Consider the following 21,751-nt stretch of genomic DNA (forward strand, 5'->3'; position numbering starts at 1 on the left):
GATTCAAAAATCAGACCCAGATGAATAATCTGAGTCTGATTCTAAAGATATGGACTTATTCCCCCAACTCCTCGCTGTAGGCAATAATCTGATCAACTGTGTCAGACAAGAACTGGATAGTATCGCGGAGTGGTTTGTCTGTCGAAATATCTGCTCCGATAATCATAGCTGACTCAAGCGGAGTCTTGCTTCCGCCAGATTTGAGCAGTTCAAGCCAGTCACGGGCACCATTTTCGTCATTTTTCAGATGTAGGTAGCCGGCGGTAGAGATGACCAGACCTGCGGAGTAAGTATAGCTGTAGAGTCCCATGTAGTAGTGGGCTTGGCGCATCCAAGTTAAGGCAGCATCGTCGTCGATTTCAACGGCATCGCCCCAGAATTCTGTCAAGACTTCTTTCATGATAGCGTTGAGTTTGCTTGCACCGAAAGTTCCGCCTTCTTCAATCAAAGTATAGACCTTGCGTTGGAAGGCAGCTTCTAGCAAGTGGGTGATGAAGTTGTGGAAGTAAGTATCCGTCAGACGGTGAGCCAGGGCAAATCGTTTTTGGCGAGGGTTATCAAATTGGCGCTCCAGATAATCGCTGAGCAGGAGCTCATTAAAGGTAGACGGTGCTTCCACGTAGTAGGTGGACATATGGGCGTTGAAATAGCTTTGGTGATTGTCAGAGAAGATAAACTGACCAGAGTGGCCAATTTCGTGAATCAGTGTATAGACATCACTCATGCGACCAGTCCAGCTCATGAGGACATAAGGGTGAACCCGATAAGGATCCGCAGCATAGCCTCCAGAGTCCTTTCCGGCATTGGCCGCAAAGTCGACCCAACGTTCTTCCTTGTAGCGGGCAACTTCTTGACAATACTCTTGTCCGAGAGGCTCGACTGATTTCATGACGAGGTCATAGGCATCGTCAATGCTGACTTCAGGATTGAGCTCGCTGTCCAAGTCCAGCTTCCAGTCGGCAAAGGTCATTTTTTCAAGTCCGTTTACCTTAGCGACATGCTTGAGGTATTTCTGAGCAACTGGAGCAAATTCGCTCATGATCAAGTCAATCTGCCGGTCAAACATAGAGCGATCAACTTCTTGTTCTGCCAGTAAGTAGTCAAAGACAGAGTCATAGCCTTTCATGTCAGCTAGCAGTTTTTCAGACTTGACCTGAGCCAGATAGGCAGCTGCAGCGGCATTTTGGTGCTTACGAAGGCCTTCAGAGAAAGAGCGGAAAGATTTTTCGCGAATTTCTGCGTTTTCATGGTTTTGGTAGAAATTCTCATAGGTGACAAAGCTATTTTTGTAAACTTTGCCATCCACTTCGAAGTCATCCATAGCAAAGTCGCCAGCCCGCATCTTAGTGTAAATATCCTGTGGACTGTAGAAGACTTCGCCCAGATTAGTCAAGGCTTTTTCGACATCCGCTCCCAGATAGTGGGCTTTTTTGATTTTAGCCTGGCGGATAGCTGAAGTCAGATGGGGCTCTTGGCCCAGTTTTTCTAATACAGCTTCATCCGCACCGACTAGGGCGTCGTCAAAGAAGCTGAGTGCGACATTGGCCTCTGTCTCAAACTCCATAGCTGCTTGGGCAATCTGCGCAAAGCTCTCATCACCGAAGTCAGTGGTCTGTGGCATGAAGCCGTAGTTGCCGATATGGCTGATTTGGATATAAATCTGCTCTAACTCAGCAAATGCCCGCTCAAAATCTTCGAAAGTTCTGAGATTACCTTGGTAATCACGGACGAATTTTTGGATGTCCTCTTTGGCCTTTTCGATGGCCCGCAGGAAGTCCTCTTGGTCTTGGTAAAGGGCCGTTAGGTCCCAGAGTTCATTTTCTGGAAATTCAGAACGATGTTTTTGTTCCATAGTTTACTCCTTTTGTCGTATATAGAAATAGTATAGCAAAAAATCCCCCAAAATGTCTTTGGAGGAGAAGGATGAGTCAGTAATTTTTAGATGTTTATCAGGTCAGGGATAAATGTTAAAGTTTCTTTGCTGCAATCTTTTTAAAAAGCAGTAGATAAGACAAGAATACGAAGATAACCAAGCCAAATAAAAGGGTGAAGACGTTTTGAGTTCCTTTTGTCATATTGGGAGCTTGATTGGCGATGACAGCTGTTACTGCGGTACCTATAGCACCCGCAAAGGTCTGGGCCAGCTGAAAGAGCGCGGTCGTATCTGCAGTCTTTCCCTTATCAACTTGAGTCGTCGCTAGGGCAAGTGTGTTATTGAAGGCCATGTTTCGCCCCAAGGTAAAGCAAATATAAATCGCAATAACAGCTGTTAAGGTGAGTTCCTTTGTGAAGATAAGGAGCAAGAATACAGCGAGGAAAAGAAGTGAATTTCCTGTAAAAAGTGTTGATTTCGGGCCTTTTGTATCATAGAGTTTGCCAAAGAAAGGCGAAAGGAAGGCTCCGAGCATGGTTCCTGGAAGCAGTGCAAATCCTGCTTGAGCTGTTGAAATGTCTTTTTCTATGACCAGGAAGTTGGGAATCAGAAAATTGGCCGATAGGTTGATGAACTGAAAAATAAAGAAGGGCAAAATAGCCAATAAGACTGTTGGTTGCTTTAAGATACGAATATCTAGGAATGGATGATCGATTTTCAAGCTCCGATAGATGAAGCAAGCTAGTGGCACTATGCAGAGAACAAGATAGAGCCAATCAATATGTCCTTCTTCTAAGCTAGAGATAGCTACAATGGCAAAGACGAGTGAGCTTGCTAAGAGGAGAAATGAGAGAAGATCAAAGATGCGTTTCCTAGACTTCTCGGAACTTCTTAAAAAGAAAAAGCCAAGAATAAAGGAAATGATTGGGACAGGAAGAATAAAGGTATAAATCATATGCCAGTCAAAACGACTAATCATAAAACCACCGTAAGTCGGTCCAATTGCTGGTGCTAGGCTGACCACCATCCCAGACAAGCCCATGTAGGTTCCAATTTTTTGCTTAGGAACACGCTCAACAATTAAGTTAAAGAGCAAAGGAATGGCTAATCCAGTAGCCCCTCCTTGTAGGATTCTCCCTACCATCAAGATGGGAAAGCTTGAAGCCAACATGGCAATCAGAGTTCCCAAGCAAAAGTTAGCCAAAGCAGTAAAGAGGATGGTTCTCTCTTTCCAATTGTGGGCTAAGGTTGCTCCTAAAGTAATCGTAATGGCTACTGCTAATAAATATCCTGTTGTAATCCATTGCAGTGTTCCTAATCCTAAGCCAAAGACCTTGCTTAGATGCGGGAAGGTTACATTCATACTGGTTTCAGATAAGATGCCTGCAAAGCAGACTAAGGCTGTCGCAAGGAGCGAGAAAAAATCTTTCTTTTCAACTGTTTGATGATTTGGCACGATAGTCTCCTTTACATGTTTGAAATGAATCACTGTATTTATTATAAAGCAAGAAGTTCACTTTGAAAAGTGAATAGTGGCTTTACCGCCATCTTGTTTGACGAATCGAAAGGGGAAAAACGAACTCTGACAGCTGACTATAATCAGCTATAGAAAAGAAAAATAGGTTTTCAGTACTTTTATAGAAAAAAGCCATTTTCAGCCTTTTTCTTTTGCCTGAAATTGTGGTAAAATAAGGTCTATACGTGCTTGATACAAAGATGAGGATATAATAAGCTACTAAGGCCATGATATTAAAGCCAAAGTGCTAACTGAACACGACCTAAAAGCTGTGTAAAAAAGATAAACTGTCTTCATCGAAGACTTCGTCACTTTCCTATTTTTACTTTGCTTTTGACGGTCTTAGTATCTTGATCTTTGTAGCCAAGGCGTATGAAAAAATTTGAGCATGTGCTCGGCAAGGAGTCTTTATGACAAAACAAGTTTTTAAAACCGTTTTTGCAGGTCGTGAGCTGGTAGTTGAAACCGGTCAGGTTGCAAAGCAGGCAAATGGCAGCGCCGTTGTTCGATATGGAGAAAGTACCGTTTTAACTGCGGCAACCATGTCCAAAAAGATGGCTACTGGTGACTTTTTCCCATTGCAGGTCAACTATGAGGAAAAAATGTATGCAGCTGGGAAATATCCTGGCGGCTTTAACAAGCGCGAAGGCCGTCCGTCAACAGATGCGACTTTGACTGCCCGCTTGATTGACCGCCCGATTCGCCCTATGTTTGCGGAAGGGTTCCGCAATGAAGTTCAGGTTATCAATACTGTTCTTTCTTATGACGAAGATGCTTCGCCTCAAATGGCTGCTATGTTCGGTAGCTCTCTGGCTCTCTCTATATCAGATATTCCTTTTAATGGGCCTATTGCAGGAGTTCAAGTTGGCTATGTAGACGGCGAATTCATTATCAACCCTAGCAAGGAGCAAAAAGAAGTTTCACTTTTGGAACTGACAGTAGCTGGTACCAAAGATGCTATCAACATGGTAGAATCCGGAGCTAAGGAACTGTCTGAAGATATCATGCTGGAAGCTCTTCTCAAAGGGCATGAAGCAGTCAAAGAATTGATTGCCTTCCAAGAAGAAATTGTCGCAGCGGTCGGCAAGGAAAAAGCAGAAGTAGAACTGTTGCATGTTGATGAAGAGTTGCAGGCAGAGATTGTCGCAGCCTACAACAGCGACTTGCAAAAAGCTGTGCAAGTAGAAGAAAAGCTGGCGCGTGAAGCCGCAACTCAGGCTGTCAAAGACCAAGTCACAGCAGTTTATGAAGAAAAATATGCAGATCACGAAGAATTCGACCGCATCATGCGTGATGTGGCAGAAATCTTGGAGCAAATGGAGCATGCAGAAGTGCGTCGTTTGATTACCGAAGATAAGGTCCGTCCTGACGGTCGTAAGGTTGATGAAATCCGTCCGCTGGATGCAGAAGTGGATTATCTGCCTCGCGTGCATGGTTCTGGTCTCTTTACTCGCGGGCAAACCCAAGCCTTGTCTGTTCTGACTCTAGCACCAATGGGAGAAACGCAAATTGTTGACGGCTTGGATCCAGAATACAAGAAACGCTTCATGCACCACTATAATTTCCCGCAATACTCTGTTGGTGAGACAGGCCGTTATGGGGCTCCTGGTCGTCGTGAAATTGGACACGGTGCTCTTGGGGAGCGTGCTCTGGAGCAAGTCTTGCCTAGCTTGGAAGAGTTTCCTTACGCTATTCGTCTGGTAGCAGAAGTCTTGGAGTCAAACGGTTCTTCCTCACAGGCCTCTATCTGTGCGGGCACTTTAGCTCTGATGGCCGGTGGAGTGCCGATTAAGGCTCCGGTTGCTGGTATTGCCATGGGCTTGATTTCAGATGGCAGCAACTACACGGTTCTGACGGACATTCAAGGTTTGGAAGACCATTTTGGTGATATGGACTTTAAGGTGGCTGGTACTCGTGACGGTATTACAGCTCTCCAAATGGATATCAAGATTGAAGGAATTACAGCGGAAATCCTGACAGAAGCTCTTGCTCAGGCTAAGAAAGCCCGCTTTGAAATTCTGGACTTGATTGAAGCGACAATTCCAGCTCCACGTCCTGAGTTGGCTCCAACTGCTCCGAAAATCGACACCATCAAGATTGATGTGGACAAAATTAAGATTGTCATCGGAAAAGGTGGGGAAACCATCGACAAGATTATCGCTGAGACTGGTGTTAAGATTGACATTGATGAAGAAGGAAATGTGTCCATCTACTCTAGCGACCAAGACGCCATCAATCGTGCCAAGGAAATCATTGCTGGCTTGGTCCGCGAAGCAAAAGTGGATGAAGTTTACCATGCCAAGGTTGTTCGGATTGAGAAATTCGGTGCCTTTGTCAATCTCTTTGACAAGACAGATGCCCTGGTTCACATCTCAGAGCTAGCTTGGACTCGGACTAATAATGTCGAGGACGTTGTACAAATCGGTGATGAAGTGGATGTCAAGGTGATCAAGATTGATGCCAAAGGTCGGGTAGATGCTTCCATGAAAGCTCTCTTGCCACGTCCACCTAAACCTGAAAAATCAGACAAGCACCATGATAAGCATCATGGTAAGGGGCATCCTCATAAGAAACATGAAGAAGCACCTCTTGCTCAAACAGAAGAATAAAAGACAAACAAGGAGTAGTAGGGCTCAGTTGCGTTGCAATTCTTGGGCCAGCTCCCTTGTTTTTTACATCATGAAAGGAGAAGAAGATGGGGTGGTGGAAAGAAACCATTGATATTGTAAAAGAAAATGATCCAGCAGCTCGAAATTCCCTAGAGGTCCTTTTGACTTATCCAGGGATTAAAGCCTTGGCAGCTCATCGTCTTTCTCATTTTTTGTGGAAGCATAATTTCAAGCTATTAGCACGAATGCACAGTCAATTCTGGCGCTTTTGGACTCAGATTGAGATTCATCCTGGAGCCCAGATTGAATCAGGTGTCTTTATTGACCACGGCAGTGGCCTAGTGATTGGAGAGACAGCTGTTGTGGAGAAGGGAGCCATGCTTTACCACGGTGTTACCTTAGGTGGTACAGGAAAAGATACGGGCAAACGTCATCCGACTGTCCGAAAAGGGGCGCTGATTTCGGCCCACGCTCAGGTGATTGGCCCTATTGAAATAGGTGAGAAAGCCAAAGTTGGGGCGGGTGCAGTAGTTGTATCTGATGTGCCTAGTGATGTGACAGTGGTCGGAGTTCCAGCGAAGATTGTCCGTGTTCACGGTGAGAAAGATGAGCCAACCATTCACGAAGTAGAGGAGAAACGGGAATACTATCTAGACAAGTTAGAGCATGCCCGTGAAGCCAGCCACCATTCGTCAAGTCTCTAGGAAAGGGTAGCAAAGTTATCGAAGTGGAGTATGACAGGAGGAACCGACATGTCAGATTTATCAGATGCAATTTTGAACCAGGCAGTCCTTGAGTTACAAGAACACTTGGATGGTCTTGCTAAGGAGCGCTTTATTAAACTGCCACCTAGCCACCAGCAAGAATGGGCTCATTATATCAGTGAAGCCAAAAAAGATGAGACCAAACTGCGCCGTCTAAATAAAATGAAGGCGGATTTGCTGGAGCCTTAAAGAAAGAGAAGTTATGCTATTAGAGGAATTTGAAGATGTAGCAGCGGTTATTGAGCCAACTGAAAAGCCAGTCCATGACAAGGGTGAGGTATGCGAAACCATCATCCTGTCCTTTAATGGCGAAATTCTGAAACGTTTGGTTGAGTCAGAGGAAGTCTATCAGGGAGGCTATTTGAAAAGCATAAACGGCCAGCATCCATGGTATATTTATGGCCAAGGACCTAGCAAGCTAGCAGTTATGTTGTCTCCAATTGGGGCTCCCATGATAGTTGGCCAACTGGAGGAGTTAGCGGCCAGAGGCTTCACGAATTTCATCATTCTAGGTTCCTGTGGCGTTTTGGACCACTCAATTGAGGCGGATAAGATCATCCTGCCAGCTGCTGCTTTGCGAGATGAAGGGACTAGCTATCACTATGCCCCACCGGGTGATGAAGTAGCCTATGACGAGTCTCTGCTGATCGAGCTGGAAGCCATCTTTGACAAGCACAATATCGAGCATATCCGCACCAAGTCTTGGACGACTGACGCCTTTTATCGAGAAACGCCTGATAAGGTCAAGCGTCGCTTGGCTGCTGGTGCACAAGTGGTGGATATGGAAGCTTCAGCTATCATGGCTTGGAGTCAATTTCGCAAGAGTAAAGTCTATCAGTTCTTCTACACAGCTGACTATGTGGATCATCATAACAGAACCTGGGATGCCCGCCATGAAGAGCGGACAGCTGATGCCATGACTTTTTTCACTATCGCTTTGACAATAGCAAAGGAACTAGAAAGGTAACTACAAGAATGGCAGTATATTTTTACGGCTGTATCACCATGGATGGCTACTTGGCAGACAGCCAGCACAGGATAGACTGGTTGCATCAGCTTGGTTCTGTAGAGGATACAGGCTATGATGACTTTTACAGGCAAATGGATATCACCATCATGGGCAAGCGGACCTTTGAGGAAATCCAAGATTTGCAAGATGTAGAAAGTTTTTATCAAGCTACGGAAAATTATGTCTTTACGCATGATAGGCACCTGCCTGTCAGCAATTACCAGCCAGTAGCTGGGGATGTGGTGGACTTTGTTCACCAGATTGACAAAGGCAAAAATGTCTTTGTGATTGGTGGTAATTCCTTGGTAGGACCGCTCTTGGATGCGGATCTTTTCGACCACCTCATTATTCAGATAGCGCCCCTTATCCTAGGAAAGGGGGTTCCCCTCTTTACCCAAGAGGAAGGGCGGCGCTTTTACCAACTGGATAGCCTCAGACAATTTGGCCCTTTTGCAGAGCTGGTTTTCAGCCGAAAAAGTCAGAAATAGAGAAGGGAGTGGACCGCATGATTAAAATTTACGACACCATGACCCGCAGCCTACGTGAATTTGTGCCCATTGAAGAGGGCAAGGTTCGCATGTATGTCTGCGGTCCGACGGTTTATAACTATATCCATGTCGGCAATGCCCGCTCAACAGTAGCTTTTGACACAGTTCGTCGCTATTTTGAGTATCGGGGATTTGAGGTCAATTATATTTCCAATTTTACAGATGTAGATGATAAGATTATCCATCGCGCCAAGGAAGAAGGCATCACACCAAAAGAAGTGGCTGATAAGTATATCGCAGCTTTTCGTGAGGATGTCTCAGCTCTGGGTGTAAAACCTGCGACTCGTCATCCGCGGGTGGTGGAGTTTATGGCTGACATCATCCGTTTTGTTGAGGACTTGGTTGACAAAGGCTACGCCTATGAGTCAGAGGGCGATGTCTACTTCCGCGTCGAAAAATCTCACAATTATGCCAAACTAGCCAACAAAACCTTGGCTGACTTGGAGTTGGGTGCTTCTGGTCGGACAGATGAGGAGACCGCTCGTAAGGAAAATCCAGTGGACTTTGCTCTCTGGAAGGCAGCTAAGCCAGGTGAGATTTCTTGGGACAGTCCTTGGGGAGCAGGTCGCCCAGGCTGGCACATCGAGTGTTCGGTCATGTCGACGGAGATTTTGGGTGATACTATTGATATCCACGGTGGAGGAGCAGACTTGGAGTTTCCTCACCATACCAATGAAATCGCCCAGTCAGAGGCCAAGACTGGTCAGACTTTTGCCAACTACTGGATGCATAATGGCTTTGTCAACATTGACGATGTTAAGATGTCCAAATCTCTGGGCAATTTTATCACCGTTCATGATGCCCTCAAGACCATTGATGGTCAGGTGTTGCGTTTCTTCTTTGCTACCCAGCATTACCGCAAGCCCATTAATTTCACAGAAAAAGCAGTTCATGATGCAGCGACCAACCTCAAGTATTTGAAGAATACCTATGAGCAGCCTTTCACTGGCCAGGCAGACTCTGCTCAGCTGCAAGCCTTTCTAGACAAGTTCACAGCTGCTATGGACGAAGATTTCAATGCGGCTAACGGTATCACGGTTGTCTTCGAGCTAGCCAAGTGGATCAATTCTGGTAACTACACCGCTGAAGTCAAGGAAGCCTTTGCCAAGCTTTTAGAAGTTTTCGGTATCGTCTTTGTAGAAGAAGTTTTGGACGCAGACATTGAGCGCTTGATTGAGGAGCGCCAAGTAGCGCGTGCCAATCGTAACTTTGCGACTGCAGACCGTATTCGAGATGACTTGGCCGCTCAGGGCATCAAGCTTTTGGATACTAAGGACGGAGTGAGGTGGACACGTGACTGATGTCAACCTGATTAACGGCATTGCCCTCGCCTTTGAGGGAGATGCTGTCTACTCCATGTATATAAGACGCCACCTGATTTTTCAAGGTCTGACTAAGCCTAATCAGTTGCACAGGGAAGCGACCAAGTACGTTTCTGCCAAGGCTCAGGCTAATCTCATCTCTCTCATGCTGGAAGAAGGATTTCTGACGGAGAAGGAAGAGGATATTTACAAGCGCGGCCGCAATGCCAACAGCCACACCAAGGCTAAGAATACAGATATCGTCACCTATCGGATGTCTACCGGCTTTGAGGCAGTCATGGGCTACCTGCATATGACCGAATCCATTGAGCGACTGGAAGAGCTGATTGGCTGGTGTATTCGGAAGATTGAAGTCTCGTTTTGATTCTGAAAGGAAGTAAATGATGAGTGATTTCTTACAATTTGATAATTTTAATTTTAAGTTGGCTATTATTCAGGAGTTGATGTATGAACAAAACGTGCTTGAGCCACGATTTGACGTTTACAGTTTTTGTGAATCTGAGAAATTATCTGTAGATCCAGAAGACTTCTATGAGACACCAATTCCTGAAGTAGAGGCTTATTTCGAACAGTTGGAAATACCTAAAGAGTATGCGCAGAATGTGGAAAGCCTCTTCTTTGATGGAGGTAATGATATCTATGCGCAATTAATCCCTTTATGGGATGGTGAAGATGATCAATTTGATTTGGAAAATGTGAGTGAAAAAGAGCTATCGCAGTTTTCGAATTTGAAAACCATTGACGGAACAATCTTTCCATTTTCTAAAGAAGTACGTGATTTATTTGAATCCAAAGGAATTGATATCGAAGAGTAATATTATTGAATAAAGGAATCTTATGAAAAAATTTATATTGTTTGCAGTCTGCTTGTTTAGTCTGATGACACTTAGCGCCTGCATGTTTGTCCCTCTTTTCAGACGAAGTGGCAATACTTCGTCCTCATCTAGCTCTAGCTACTCTAGAAAACAGAGTTCATCTTCGAAAAAAGAATACTCTGATGACGACTATGACTATAGCTCATCTAGTTCGTCTTCTGCAATTGAAGATGATCCATACACTCTCTTTAATGACTTTGGTCAATCTTTGGACGCCCTTACTGATATGCAAGATATTGATAAGTGGGAAGAATTTAAATCAATCAATCTCATTTATTTTGAAGAAGAGTCTGATCGGGTTGCTACTAAAAAGGATGAAGTACGTGCTAAGCTGGGTCAGCCAACTTCAGAGCTCAGTAGTGGAGGTGATCTGTGGAAGTCGGATAATTATACAATCCTTATTGGTTATGATGAAAATTCCGTTGTTATGAATAAGCTTATTACATTCACTTCCTCTAAGCAGGTGGAAAGTTTAAGCGGTATTTCCAAAGGAATGTCAGCCCAAGATGTTGTCAAAAAACTAGGGAAACCACGTGGTCTGGATGTGACTGGTATGTTTACTCGCTTCGTTTGGGCGGACGAGGATGATAAGGACTATTACGTCTATTTTAAGGGCAACAAGGTTTATGACACTAAGGAACCTAATTAAAAAGACATCAGTTATATAGCCGATGTCATGAAATGAAAACAAATTATTTTAATTCGGAGATAAAGATGATTAAAAGTCTTTATCTTTTTTTGTGTTAGTACTTTATTTGCAAAATAAAACAGCTAGTCTTCTTTATAATTTTCGTAAAATTCCACTTTAATCCTAATAAAGGTTTCCAAGTCTCGCAGGAGCTGCAGGAGCATGGCGCGGGTTTCAAATTCCTGGCGGGTCTTAGGGAGTGGTCGCTCCCGAAAAACGGTCAAATAGTTGTCAATCTCGTCCAAGAGGTCTCGGGCGGGATTTTCTTGGCTCAGTTGCTTAGCGGTCTGGGAGAAGAGGCGGGCTAAAATCAAGCTTTCACTGGCTGCTAGATGGCAGTTGTTGATATTGCTGGCCATGTCTTGCAGGATACGGTTTTGGGCCTGTCGCATTTCAAAATAGTGGATATGGTAGTTGGTCTGGTGAAAGAGGTGGTTGGAGTGGTCCAGATAGACCAGCTGCAAGGCCTGTTGCAAAATCTTATCCAGCTCCTTGATCAGAGCTGCATCATTTCGGCCGTCTCCAGATTTTAAGAAATATTCAAAGCGCAGGAGAATCTTTTTCAGCTGTTCCTCCACTTGCTCGTGGTAGCTGTCAATCTCTTGCTGACACGAGGGCATATAGAGATTGGCTAGGAGTGCAAAGCCAGTTCCAATAAGAAATAGAGCTAGCTCATTTCCAAGCAGAGACCAGGAAGTGGATTTTTCTAAGAGCAGATGGGTGACGAGGACGGTGCTGGGGGTAATGCCGATTTCCCAGCCAAGGCGAAAGGCCAGAGGCACATAGATCGCGATATAGATGGCCAATGCTCCGAGATGAAAACCTAGGAAGTGAAAGGCCAGACTTCCGATAGCAAGAGCCAGCAGGGTAGATAAAAAGCGATTGCCAGCTAGCTTTGCAGTGCTGCGGCGGGTATCGGTCACGCTGAGGATAGCAATAATTCCGGCTGAAGTTGAGTAGGTCAGACCTAAAAAGTCAGCCAGCCAAGCAGCGAGACAGGTAGCTAGTACCAGCTTGATGGTGCGTTGGAGGAGAGACATGAGTAAGAGTTTCCTTTTTTAGACTTCTTTCTATTATAGCACGACAGGCGAGGAATCTTGGGGGCTGTTGATTGCTTTTTATCAGAGCAGAATTCTGTCTCGCCCGAGTAAATCCTGCCGCCATTTTTTCGCCTTTGTGTTATACTAGTCCTATGGAAAAAAACGATATTGTCTACGGTGTGCATGCGGTGACAGAGGCTCTCGCAGCTAACACTGGAAATAAACTCTACATTCAAGACGACCTGCGTGGGAAAAAGGTCGATAAAATCAAAGATTTAGCAGCGGAAAAAAAGGTCTCCATATCTTGGACACCTAAGAAGACCTTGCAGGAAATGACTGACAGGGCTGTTCACCAAGGGTTTGTCTTGCGGGTGGCGGAGTTCGCCTATACTGACTTCGAGGTGCTGTTGAAAAAAGCAGAGCAGGAAGACAATCCGCTTTTGCTGATTTTGGACGGGCTGACTGACCCGCATAATCTAGGCTCTATCTTGCGGACAGCTGACGCGACCAATGTGGCTGGAGTTATCATTCCCAAGCACCGGGCAGTCGGTGTGACACCGGTCGTGGCCAAGACTTCAACAGGTGCCATTGAGCATATTCCCATTGCCCGTGTGACCAATCTAAGCCAGACTCTGGACAAGCTCAAGGAAGCTGGTTTTTGGATTTTCGGTACAGATATGCAGGGGACGCCTTCTCATAAGTGGAATACAGCAGGCAAGCTGGCCCTCATCATCGGTAACGAAGGTAAGGGGATTTCAAGCAATATTAAAAAGCAGGTGGACGAGATGATTTCCATTCCCATGAATGGGCATGTCCAGAGCCTCAATGCCAGTGTCGCAGCGGCTATTCTCATGTATGAAGTCTTTCGCAATCGCCTATGAAAAGAAAAATCTTACTGGTGGACGGCTACAATATGACGGCCTTTTGGCGGGAGACTCGTCCTTACTTTAACCGCGGAGAGCTAGATGCAGCGCGAACGATTCTGCTTCAGAAGCTCAGCAATTATGCCAGCTTTGAAGGACTGGAAGTTATCTGCGTCTTCGATGCCCAGTATATGCCGGGAGTTCGGCAGACCTACGAGGAGTTTAATGTAACGGTCGTTTTCACTGAAGAGGAGGAAACGGCTGATGACTATATTGAGCGCTTGGCAGCTGAGCTCAACACACCTAAAAATCAGGTGTCGGTTGCGACCAGCGATCTCAATGAGCAGTGGACTGTCTTTGCCCAAGGGGCTTTGAGAGTGTCTGCTAGAGAGTTAGAGAAGCGAGTGGCTGTTACCAAATCAGACCTTAATAAACTGAGCGGACAAATCAACCTGCAAAGACCGCCCTTGCGACCGATGGATAGTCAATCTTTGCGCGATTTACAAAAAATGATGGAGAAAAAAGATGACCTTTAAAATTTTAACCGATTCAACAGCAGACCTGCTAGACAATTGGACTCAGGAAAATGATGTGCAGGTCCTAGGCCTGACCATTCAGCTGGATGGTCAAACTTATGAGACGGTTGGTGCAGGCAAGCTGACTAGCCAAGAACTTCTGGACAAGATGGAGTCCGGCAGTAAGCCGACTACCAGCCAAATCAATGTCGGCCAGTTTGAAGATGTCTTTCGCGGCTATGCTAAGGAAGGAATGCCAGTTCTCTATGTAGCCTTTGCTTCGGCCCTATCGGGTACTTATCAGAGTGCAGTTATGGCGCGAGAAATCGTCATGGAAGATTTTCCAGATGCACTGATTCGCATCATTGATACCAAGGCTGCTTCCATGGGTGAAGGACTTTTAGTCATGAAAGCGGCAGAAGCTAGAGCGGCAGGTCAGAGCTTGGAGCAGACAGCAGACTTGATTGAGAGCTTGGTGCCTAAGGTTAAGACATATTTTCTGGTTGATGACCTCAATCACCTCATGCGGGGAGGTCGGATTTCCAAAACTGCTGCGCTTATGGGGAGCTTGGTCAATATCAAGCCGATTATCGCTGTCAAGGGAGATGGGACTCTGGACTCGGTCGCTAAGGTTCGCGGCAAGAAGAAGGCGCAGGCCGAAGTAGTCCGCATGACTCTGGAGGGAGTTGCTGATCCGCGGGTGGTCATCGCCTATGCAGGTGCCAAAGAAGTTGCTGAGAGTTTAAAAGCCCAGCTGCTGGAAAGCGACCAAGTGGAGGAAATTCTCCTTATGCCTCTGGGACCTGTCATTTCTACCCATACTGGTCCGGGAACTTTGGGACTCTTTAGTATAGCCCAAGACATTCAAGACTAAGAAAACATGAAATCGCTATTTCATAAATAATTGCTTCAAATCTATTGCTTTTGCCTACTATTTTTGATATGATAGTAGGCGGTATTGTTTACCCCATTTGTAAGGCCCCGGAACCTTTCAAATAACTCGCGGACCGGAACATCCGCCCTGTAAACAAAAACGATATTCATAGGAGAAATCATGAACAAAACAACATACATGGCTAAGCCAGGTGAAGTTGAACGCAAATGGTATGTAGTGGATGCTACTGATGTCCCTCTTGGACGCCTTTCTGCTGTTGTAGCAAGCGTACTTCGCGGAAAAAACAAACCAACCTTTACACCACACACTGATACAGGTGACTTCGTAATCGTTATCAACGCTGAAAAAGTAAAATTGACTGGTAAAAAAGCGACTGATAAGATCTACTACACTCACTCTATGTACCCAGGTGGATTGAAACAAATCTCAGCAGGTGAGCTTCGCTCTAAGAATGCTGTTCGTTTGATCGAAAAATCTGTTAAAGGTATGCTTCCGCACAATACTCTTGGCCGCGCTCAAGGTATGAAGCTGAAAGTATTTGTAGGCGCTGAGCACACTCACGCTGCACAACAACCAGAAGTTCTTGATATTTCAGGACTTATCTAAGGAAAGGAACAATAAAGTATGTCACAAGCACAATATGCAGGTACTGGACGTCGTAAAAACGCTGTTGCACGCGTTCGCCTTGTTCCAGGAACTGGTAAAATCACTGTTAACAAAAAAGATGTTGAAGAGTACATCCCACACGCTGACCTTCGTTTGGTCATCAACCAACCATTCGCAGTTACTTCAACTGCAGGTTCATACGACGTTTTCGTTAACGTTGTAGGTGGTGGTTACGCTGGTCAAGCAGGAGCTATCCGTCACGGTATCGCTCGTGCTCTTCTTCAAGTAGACCCAGACTTCCGCGATTCATTGAAACGCGCAGGACTTCTTACTCGTGATGCCCGCATGGTAGAACGTAAGAAACCAGGCTTGAAAAAAGCTCGTAAAGCTTCACAATTTAGTAAACGTTAATTCGAGAGAATTACTATACTTACAAAGAGCACCTTTCGGGGTGTTCTTTTTTATGCTTCCATACTAAATTGGTGCAATTGACACAGTTGTTGCGACTTTAGTCGCTTACAAATGTGGCTGCAACCTGACAAGTCAGTTGCCTCAAAACGTTAATCAATACGATACTATCAACGTTTACAGACATTCAAGAATTTTCTCTTGGATGTCTTTTTTGTATAAAAAATAGTTGTTTTTCGGAAAGTTAGCTATTAATATTTATCAATGATAAAAATAGCATGTTTTAAGGGACTGACCCCAAAAAGTGAGAATTTAATAAAAAGACACCTCCATGTGCATTTGATTATATTGTGTCAAATCCAACTTGGAGGTGTTTTTATTTAGTTCTCATTTACGGGGGTCAGTGCCAAAAAACACTTGACTTAATTAATGAAAAGGGTTATACTATGTTCAAGCAAATACTTGAATGATATTGAGGTGAGAATATGATTAACAAAGATACTTGTGAAATTTATTGTTATGACGAAGAAAAGGTCAATCGAATACAAGGGAATTTACAGACAGTAGATATTTCTAGTGTTGCCCAAATGTTAACAGCTATTGCAGATAAAAATAGAGCAAAAATTACCTATGCATTGTGTCAAGATGACGAACTGTGTGTGTGTGATATTGCAAATATTATAGGTGTTACGGTTGCAAATGCCTCTCATCACCTACGAACGCTCCATAAGCAAGGGATTGTTAAGTTTCGAAAAGAGGGAAAACTTGCATTTTATTCATTAGATGATGAGCATATCAGACAAATTATGATGATTGCATTGGCACTTAAGAAAGAGGTGAAGATCAATGTCTAGTGGGAAAGCAAAACAGTTCGAAGAAGAAATGAAAGCCTATCGTGTTCAAGGATTTACTTGTACGAACTGTGCAGCCATTTTTGAAAATAATGTTAAAGAACTTCCCGGTGTTCAGGATGCGAAAGTAAATTTCGGAGCATCTAAAGTTTATGTTAAAGGGACGACAACCATTGAAGAATTAGAAAAAGCAGGAGCATTTGAAAATTTAAAAATTCGAGATGAAAAAGAACAAAGGGTAGAAGGAGAACCTTTTTGGAAGCAGAAAGAAAACATTAAGGTATATATATCAGCTCTTTTACTTGTAGTTAGCTGGTTCTTAGGAGAGCAGTATGGTGAAGAGCATGTTCTACCGACAATTGGTTATGCAGCGTCCATTTTAATCGGTGGATATTCGTTATTTATTAAAGGTCTCAAAAATTTAAGCAGATTAAATTTCGATATGAATACGCTTATGACTATTGCCATTATAGGAGCTGCAATTATTGGTGAATGGGGTGAAGGGGCAACCGTTGTTATCCTATTTGCGATTAGTGAAGCATTAGAGCGTTATTCAATGGATAAAGCACGTCAATCTATTGAATCTTTAATGGATATTGCCCCAAAAGAAGCGTTAATTCGACGAGGCAATGAAGAAATGATGATTCATGTTGATGAGATTCAAGTTGGAGACATCATGATAGTTAAGCCCGGTCAAAAGTTAGCAATGGATGGAATAGTGGTTAAAGGTACATCGACATTAAATCAGGCTGCGATTACAGGTGAAAGTGTTCCAGTAACGAAAATCACAAATGATGAAGTATTTGCAGGAACCTTGAATGAAGAAGGGTTACTTGAGGTTAAAGTAACAAAACGAGTTGAAGATACCACTCTTTCAAAAATCATTCACTTGGTAGAAGAAGCCCAAGCAGAACGGGCCCCCTCTCAAGCGTTTGTCGAGAAATTTGCAAAATACTATACACCAGCTATTGTCATACTAGCTCTTTTAATTGCAGTAGTTCCACCATTATTTGGCGGAGACTGGAGCCAATGGATTTATCAAGGATTAGCTGTATTAGTGGTTGGTTGTCCTTGTGCCTTAGTAGTCTCAACTCCAGTTGCTGTGGTTACAGCAATAGGAAATGCAGCGAAAAATGGTGTATTAATTAAAGGTGGTATCCATTTAGAAGCAGCAGGACACTTAAAAGCGATAGCCTTTGATAAAACAGGAACATTAACCAAAGGGATTCCAGCTGTAACAGACATTGTGACATATGGTAGAAATGAAAATGAATTAATAACCATAACATCAGCCATTGAAAAAGGATCGCAGCACCCTCTTGCTTCAGCGATTATGCGAAAAGCAGAAGAAAATGGATTAAAATTCAATGAAGTAACAGTAGAGGATTTTCAATCCATTACAGGTAAAGGCGTTAAAGCCAAAATAAATAATGAAATGTATTATGTGGGAAGTCAAAATCTTTTTGAGGAATTACACGGAAGCATTTCAAGCGATAAAAAAGAAAAAATTGCCGATATGCAAACTCAAGGTAAAACGGTGATGGTGTTAGGAACAGAAAAAGAAATTCTTTCGTTTATTGCCGTAGCCGATGAAATGAGGGAATCGTCTAAAGAAGTTATCGGCAAGTTGAACAATATGGGAATCGAAACAGTGATGCTAACAGGCGATAACCAAAGAACGGCAACAGCCATCGGAAAACAAGTTGGTGTTTCGGATATTAAAGCTGACTTACTTCCAGAAGATAAGCTTAATTTTATTAAAGAACTTCGAGAAAAACATCAAAGTGTGGGGATGGTCGGAGATGGCGTGAATGATGCTCCAGCCCTTGCGGCATCTACCGTTGGTGTAGCAATGGGTGGTGCTGGAACTGATACAGCTTTAGAAACGGCTGACATCGCCTTAATGTCTGATGATTTGAGTAAATTGCCATATACAATAAAATTAAGTCGTAAGGCTTTAGCAATCATCAAGCAAAACATTACCTTCTCTTTGGCGATTAAATTAGTGGCATTACTTTTGGTCATGCCCGGTTGGTTAACACTTTGGATAGCGATATTTGCTGATATGGGAGCAACTTTACTTGTAACATTAAACAGTTTACGCTTATTGAAAATCAAAGAATAGGTTCTAAAATGGTTGTACTGACCCCAAAAAGTTAGACAGAAAATCTAACTTTTTGGGTGTTTTTATTTAATTCTCATTTACGGGGGTCAGTGCCAAAGGTTATGAAGTTTGGGCAAGGAAACATAATATCAAAACAATGGCAGATTCAATAATTAAATTAAGAGAACAAGGCATTAATTCCATTACCCAGCTCGATGATCTAATCAAAAAATCTGCCGATGATAGACAAGATTTGTTAGATAAAATAAAGAACATTGAAACTAAAATGAAGAGTTTATCTCAAGATATGGAAAATATAAATACTATAAATAAGTATCGTGAAATCTATAAATACCACAAGAAAAATCTTGAAGATAAACAATTTGCAGAGGAGTATTATAGCGAACTTCCCGTATATAAAATTGCCGCTAAAGAAATTTTAGAAAACTATAAAAAGCTACCAAAAACAAAAGAAATACTATCAAACTTCGATAAATTGCAAGAAAAAAAGAACAATTTTCTGACCTTGTTCAGTATAGGAAAAACTATGAAAATTATTATGAGATAGAAGGGGAGAGATAAAAAGCTATAAGCGTTCCTTACATTTGTTAAAAATACTTAACACAATTTGTTTACAATAGTAAACTTACTTCGAACATGTTTGTTCACATCTGTAGACAACTAGGGGGAAAGGAGAATGAGCACAATAGAATTTAATACTTATATCACAGATGCAGAAGATATTTTTAACCGTATTTGCAATAAGAAAGTCGGAAATGTAATAAGAAGTATCATTGACGATCATGTTTTAAGCTTCGATGATATAGAACGACTAGAAAAAATATTAGAGATGAAAAATCTTTCGCACTAGAAGAAGTGGATTGCAATTGTCCAGAAGGACAATGCGAATGTCATTTACATCATCATTTAGCATAAGGAGGAATTTAAAATGAATAATGACAACATGGATAAGTTAAAACACGAGCATGGAATCACAGATGAACATGGAGACCATAAGGATAAACATCAAGAACATCATGCTGGGCATGATCACAGTGGGCATGATCACAGCGGGCATAATCACAGCGGGCACAGTGGGCATGACCACAGTGGGCACGGAGGGCATGCCCACCATCATCACGGAAGCTTTAAGGAACTTTTCTTAAAGTCATTGCCACTAGGAATCATTATTATGCTCTTAGTCCCTTTGCATGGATTTGAACTACCATTCCAGTTTACTTTTCCATATTCTGATATTGTAGTAGCTATTTTATCTACTATATTAATTATTTATGGTGGACGTCCATTCTATCAAGGTGCAGTTGACGAATTTAAACAAAAAGAACCTGGAATGATGGCACTCGTTTCTTTAGGTTTAAGTGTTTCATATTCATACAGTATTTATGCTGTGATCATTACCTACGTAACGGGTGAACACGTGATGGACTTTTTCTTTGAATTTGCTTCATTACTATTAATCATGCTATTAGGTCACTGGATTGAGATGAAAGCTATTGGAGAAGCAGGAGACGCACAAGCAGAATTGGCCAAGTTAGTGCCGAAAGATGCTCACGTTGTATTAGAAGACGATTCAATTGAAACACGACCAGTTGCTGACTTAAAGGTAGGTGATTTAATTCGTGTTCAAGCCGGAGAAAATGTGCCAGCAGACGGGATTATCGAGCGTGGCGAATCACGTTTAAATGAAGCTCTTCTAACTGGGGAGTCAAAAGCAGTAAAAAAAGGCCCTGGCGATGAAGTAATCGGAGGCTCAACAAATGGAGAAGGGGTTCTTTATATTAAAGTGAATGAGACAGGTGATCAATCCTTCATCTCTCAAGTTCAGAATTTAATCAGCCAAGCTCAAAGTCAGCCTTCCAGAGCAGAAAATATTGCGCAAAAGGTTGCAGGATGGCTCTTCTATATTGCTGTTATTGTCGCGCTAATTGCTTTTGTAGTGTGGATGATTATTGGAGATATCCCAACGGCAGTTATATTTACTATTACTACATTAGTTATTGCTTGTCCGCACGCATTGGGTCTGGCTATTCCATTAGTAACCGCCCGTAGCACAAGCTTAGGGGCTAGCCGTGGATTACTAGTAAAAGACCGCCAAGCCTTAGAAATAGCTCAAGATGCAGATGTGATCATTTTAGATAAAACGGGTACTTTAACAACTGGTGAATTTAAAGTATTAGATGTAAAACTTCTTAATGACAAATATACAAAAGAGGAAATCATTGCCTTATTGGCAGGTATTGAAGGAGGATCTAGCCACCCAATTGCTCAATCAATTATAAGGTTCGCCGAGCAGCAAGATATACGTCCAGCATCTTTTGATTCGATTGATGTGATTTCCGGTTCTGGAGTAGAGGGTAAAGCAGGTGGGCACCGTTACCAATTAATCAGTCAAAAAGCCTATGGACGTAATCTTGATATGGATATTCCAAAAGGAGCAACTCTTAGTGTCTTAGTAGAAAACGATGATGCCATTGGTGCTGTAGCTTTAGGGGACGAATTAAAACCAACGAGTAAAGAGTTAATTAAAGCTCTTAAAAAGAACAATATTCAACCAATTATGGCAACAGGTGATAATGAAAAAGCGGCTCAAGGCGCAGCAGAAGTTTTAGGGATTGAATATAGATCAAATCAATCTCCACAAGACAAATATGAGTTGGTTAAAACACTTAAAGATGAAGGAAAGAAAGTTATCATGGTAGGTGATGGTGTAAATGATGCTCCTTCTCTTGCCTTAGCAGATGTTGGTATAGCTATAGGTGCTGGAACTCAAGTTGCATTGGATTCAGCTGATGTCATATTGACTCAATCCGATCCAGGAGATATTGAATCATTCATTGAATTAGCACACAAAACAACTCGTAAAATGAAACAAAACCTATTTTGGGGAGCTGGTTATAACTTTATAGCTATCCCTCTAGCTGCAGGAATTTTGGCTCCTATTGGTATCACATTAAGCCCTGCATTAGGAGCAATCCTAATGTCTGTGTCAACAGTCATCGTCGCCATTAATGCGATGTTATTAAGTTTATATCCAAAAAATAACGGTTAACAGATCGAATGATTGAAACTCCTTAAAGTATCAAGATACAATAGTTTTACAGGAGAAAAAGAGATGTAAGTACTGGCTCTTTGTAAAATCGTGTTGGTAGAAGTAGACGATTTTTCTACCAACACGATTTTTAATTTATTACGGTAGCAAACTGGTTTTTACATAAAGTAATTGATAAACCCAATATAGATCAGA

The 21,751-nt window shown here is 42.8% G+C and carries 20 protein-coding genes and 2 pseudogenes; 19 read left to right on the forward strand and 3 right to left on the reverse strand.

Going from position 1 to position 21,751, the window contains the following annotated elements:
- Positions 1-55 precede the first annotated feature (55 nt).
- Together pepF and AX677_RS03635 are read right to left on the reverse strand one after the other, a co-directional pair.
- Positions 56-1,852: an oligoendopeptidase F gene (gene pepF, locus AX677_RS03630; protein ID WP_060976204.1), complete on the reverse strand. Its 1,797-nt coding sequence runs from the start codon at positions 1,850-1,852 to the stop codon at positions 56-58.
- 115 nt (positions 1,853-1,967) lie between these two features.
- The gene (locus AX677_RS03635) at positions 1,968-3,329 is read right to left on the reverse strand and encodes an MFS transporter (protein WP_060976205.1); all 1,362 of its coding nucleotides are present in this window, start codon (positions 3,327-3,329) and stop codon (positions 1,968-1,970) included.
- A 470-nt stretch (positions 3,330-3,799) separates the two neighbouring features.
- On the opposite strand from AX677_RS03635, the gene pnp reads away from it, so the two are divergent.
- The 9 genes from pnp to AX677_RS09600 all read left to right on the forward strand — a co-directional run bounded on the left by pnp (position 3,800) and on the right by AX677_RS09600 (position 11,165).
- Positions 3,800-5,998, forward strand: coding sequence for a polyribonucleotide nucleotidyltransferase (gene pnp, locus AX677_RS03640; RefSeq protein ID WP_060976206.1), 2,199 nt, complete (start codon positions 3,800-3,802; stop codon positions 5,996-5,998).
- A gap of 86 nt (positions 5,999-6,084) precedes the next feature.
- Positions 6,085-6,702, forward strand: coding sequence for a serine O-acetyltransferase (cysE, locus tag AX677_RS03645; protein WP_045634346.1), 618 nt, complete (start codon positions 6,085-6,087; stop codon positions 6,700-6,702).
- A gap of 30 nt (positions 6,703-6,732) precedes the next feature.
- Positions 6,733-6,951, forward strand: a complete 219-nt coding sequence (locus AX677_RS03650; RefSeq protein ID WP_060976207.1) for a YdeI/OmpD-associated family protein — start codon at positions 6,733-6,735, stop codon at positions 6,949-6,951.
- 13 nt (positions 6,952-6,964) lie between these two features.
- Positions 6,965-7,729: a nucleoside phosphorylase gene (locus AX677_RS03655; protein WP_060976208.1), complete on the forward strand. Its 765-nt coding sequence runs from the start codon at positions 6,965-6,967 to the stop codon at positions 7,727-7,729.
- An 8-nt stretch (positions 7,730-7,737) separates the two neighbouring features.
- A complete protein-coding gene (locus tag AX677_RS03660; RefSeq protein WP_060970667.1) occupies positions 7,738-8,259 on the forward strand; it encodes a dihydrofolate reductase family protein in 522 nt (173 codons plus the stop codon).
- A 17-nt stretch (positions 8,260-8,276) separates the two neighbouring features.
- Positions 8,277-9,620 carry a cysteine--tRNA ligase gene (cysS, locus tag AX677_RS03665; protein ID WP_060976209.1) on the forward strand — a complete coding sequence of 448 codons (1,344 nt, stop codon included), beginning with the start codon at positions 8,277-8,279 and terminating at the stop codon, positions 9,618-9,620.
- On the forward strand, positions 9,613-10,005 hold the full coding sequence (locus AX677_RS03670; RefSeq protein WP_060976210.1) for a Mini-ribonuclease 3: 393 nt from the start codon (positions 9,613-9,615) through the stop codon (positions 10,003-10,005). Before cysS ends, AX677_RS03670 begins: the two co-directional genes overlap by 8 nt.
- 19 nt (positions 10,006-10,024) lie before the next feature.
- Positions 10,025-10,456: a hypothetical protein gene (locus AX677_RS03675; protein WP_060976211.1), complete on the forward strand. Its 432-nt coding sequence runs from the start codon at positions 10,025-10,027 to the stop codon at positions 10,454-10,456.
- A gap of 286 nt (positions 10,457-10,742) precedes the next feature.
- Positions 10,743-11,165, forward strand: coding sequence for a hypothetical protein (locus AX677_RS09600; RefSeq protein ID WP_002905370.1), 423 nt, complete (start codon positions 10,743-10,745; stop codon positions 11,163-11,165).
- A 122-nt stretch (positions 11,166-11,287) separates the two neighbouring features.
- Here AX677_RS09600 and AX677_RS03685 read toward each other — a convergent pair whose 3' ends face one another.
- Positions 11,288-12,244: an aromatic acid exporter family protein gene (locus AX677_RS03685; RefSeq protein WP_049547636.1), complete on the reverse strand. Its 957-nt coding sequence runs from the start codon at positions 12,242-12,244 to the stop codon at positions 11,288-11,290.
- 152 nt (positions 12,245-12,396) lie between these two features.
- Here AX677_RS03685 and rlmB point away from each other — a divergent pair, with 152 nt between their 5' ends.
- From rlmB to AX677_RS03730, 10 genes and pseudogenes are all read left to right on the forward strand, one after another.
- A complete protein-coding gene (gene rlmB, locus AX677_RS03690) occupies positions 12,397-13,125 on the forward strand; it encodes a 23S rRNA (guanosine(2251)-2'-O)-methyltransferase RlmB (protein WP_049547666.1) in 729 nt (242 codons plus the stop codon).
- Entirely contained in the window at positions 13,122-13,643 is a 522-nt protein-coding gene (locus AX677_RS03695) for an NYN domain-containing protein (protein WP_002902298.1), read from the forward strand. Before rlmB ends, AX677_RS03695 begins: the two co-directional genes overlap by 4 nt.
- Complete coding sequence (locus tag AX677_RS03700) at positions 13,633-14,496, forward strand: DegV family protein (protein WP_060976212.1); 864 nt, start codon at positions 13,633-13,635, stop codon at positions 14,494-14,496. Before AX677_RS03695 ends, AX677_RS03700 begins: the two co-directional genes overlap by 11 nt.
- Before the next feature lie 180 nt (positions 14,497-14,676).
- Positions 14,677-15,123, forward strand: a complete 447-nt coding sequence (gene rplM / locus AX677_RS03705; protein WP_002893769.1) for a 50S ribosomal protein L13 — start codon at positions 14,677-14,679, stop codon at positions 15,121-15,123.
- 18 nt (positions 15,124-15,141) lie between these two features.
- Positions 15,142-15,534, forward strand: a complete 393-nt coding sequence (gene rpsI / locus AX677_RS03710; protein ID WP_060976213.1) for a 30S ribosomal protein S9 — start codon at positions 15,142-15,144, stop codon at positions 15,532-15,534.
- 482 nt (positions 15,535-16,016) lie between these two features.
- Positions 16,017-16,385, forward strand: a complete 369-nt coding sequence (locus AX677_RS03715; protein ID WP_002926021.1) for a metalloregulator ArsR/SmtB family transcription factor — start codon at positions 16,017-16,019, stop codon at positions 16,383-16,385.
- Positions 16,378-18,507 carry a heavy metal translocating P-type ATPase gene (locus AX677_RS03720; RefSeq protein ID WP_002926019.1) on the forward strand — a complete coding sequence of 710 codons (2,130 nt, stop codon included), beginning with the start codon at positions 16,378-16,380 and terminating at the stop codon, positions 18,505-18,507. Before AX677_RS03715 ends, AX677_RS03720 begins: the two co-directional genes overlap by 8 nt.
- Before the next feature lie 88 nt (positions 18,508-18,595).
- A pseudogene (locus tag AX677_RS03725) lies at positions 18,596-19,068 on the forward strand (hypothetical protein); the annotation flags it as partial.
- Positions 19,069-19,219: 151 nt separating this feature from the next.
- Positions 19,220-19,422, forward strand: a pseudogene (locus AX677_RS09015) (CopY/TcrY family copper transport repressor); the annotation flags it as partial.
- A gap of 13 nt (positions 19,423-19,435) precedes the next feature.
- Entirely contained in the window at positions 19,436-21,556 is a 2,121-nt protein-coding gene (locus tag AX677_RS03730) for a heavy metal translocating P-type ATPase (RefSeq protein WP_002926014.1), read from the forward strand.
- Positions 21,557-21,751: the final 195 nt, after the last annotated feature.

Origin of the sequence: Streptococcus sp. CCH8-C6 (assembly GCF_001557225.1) — a bacterium.
Taxonomy (GTDB): Bacteria; Bacillota; Bacilli; order Lactobacillales; family Streptococcaceae; genus Streptococcus; species Streptococcus sanguinis_C.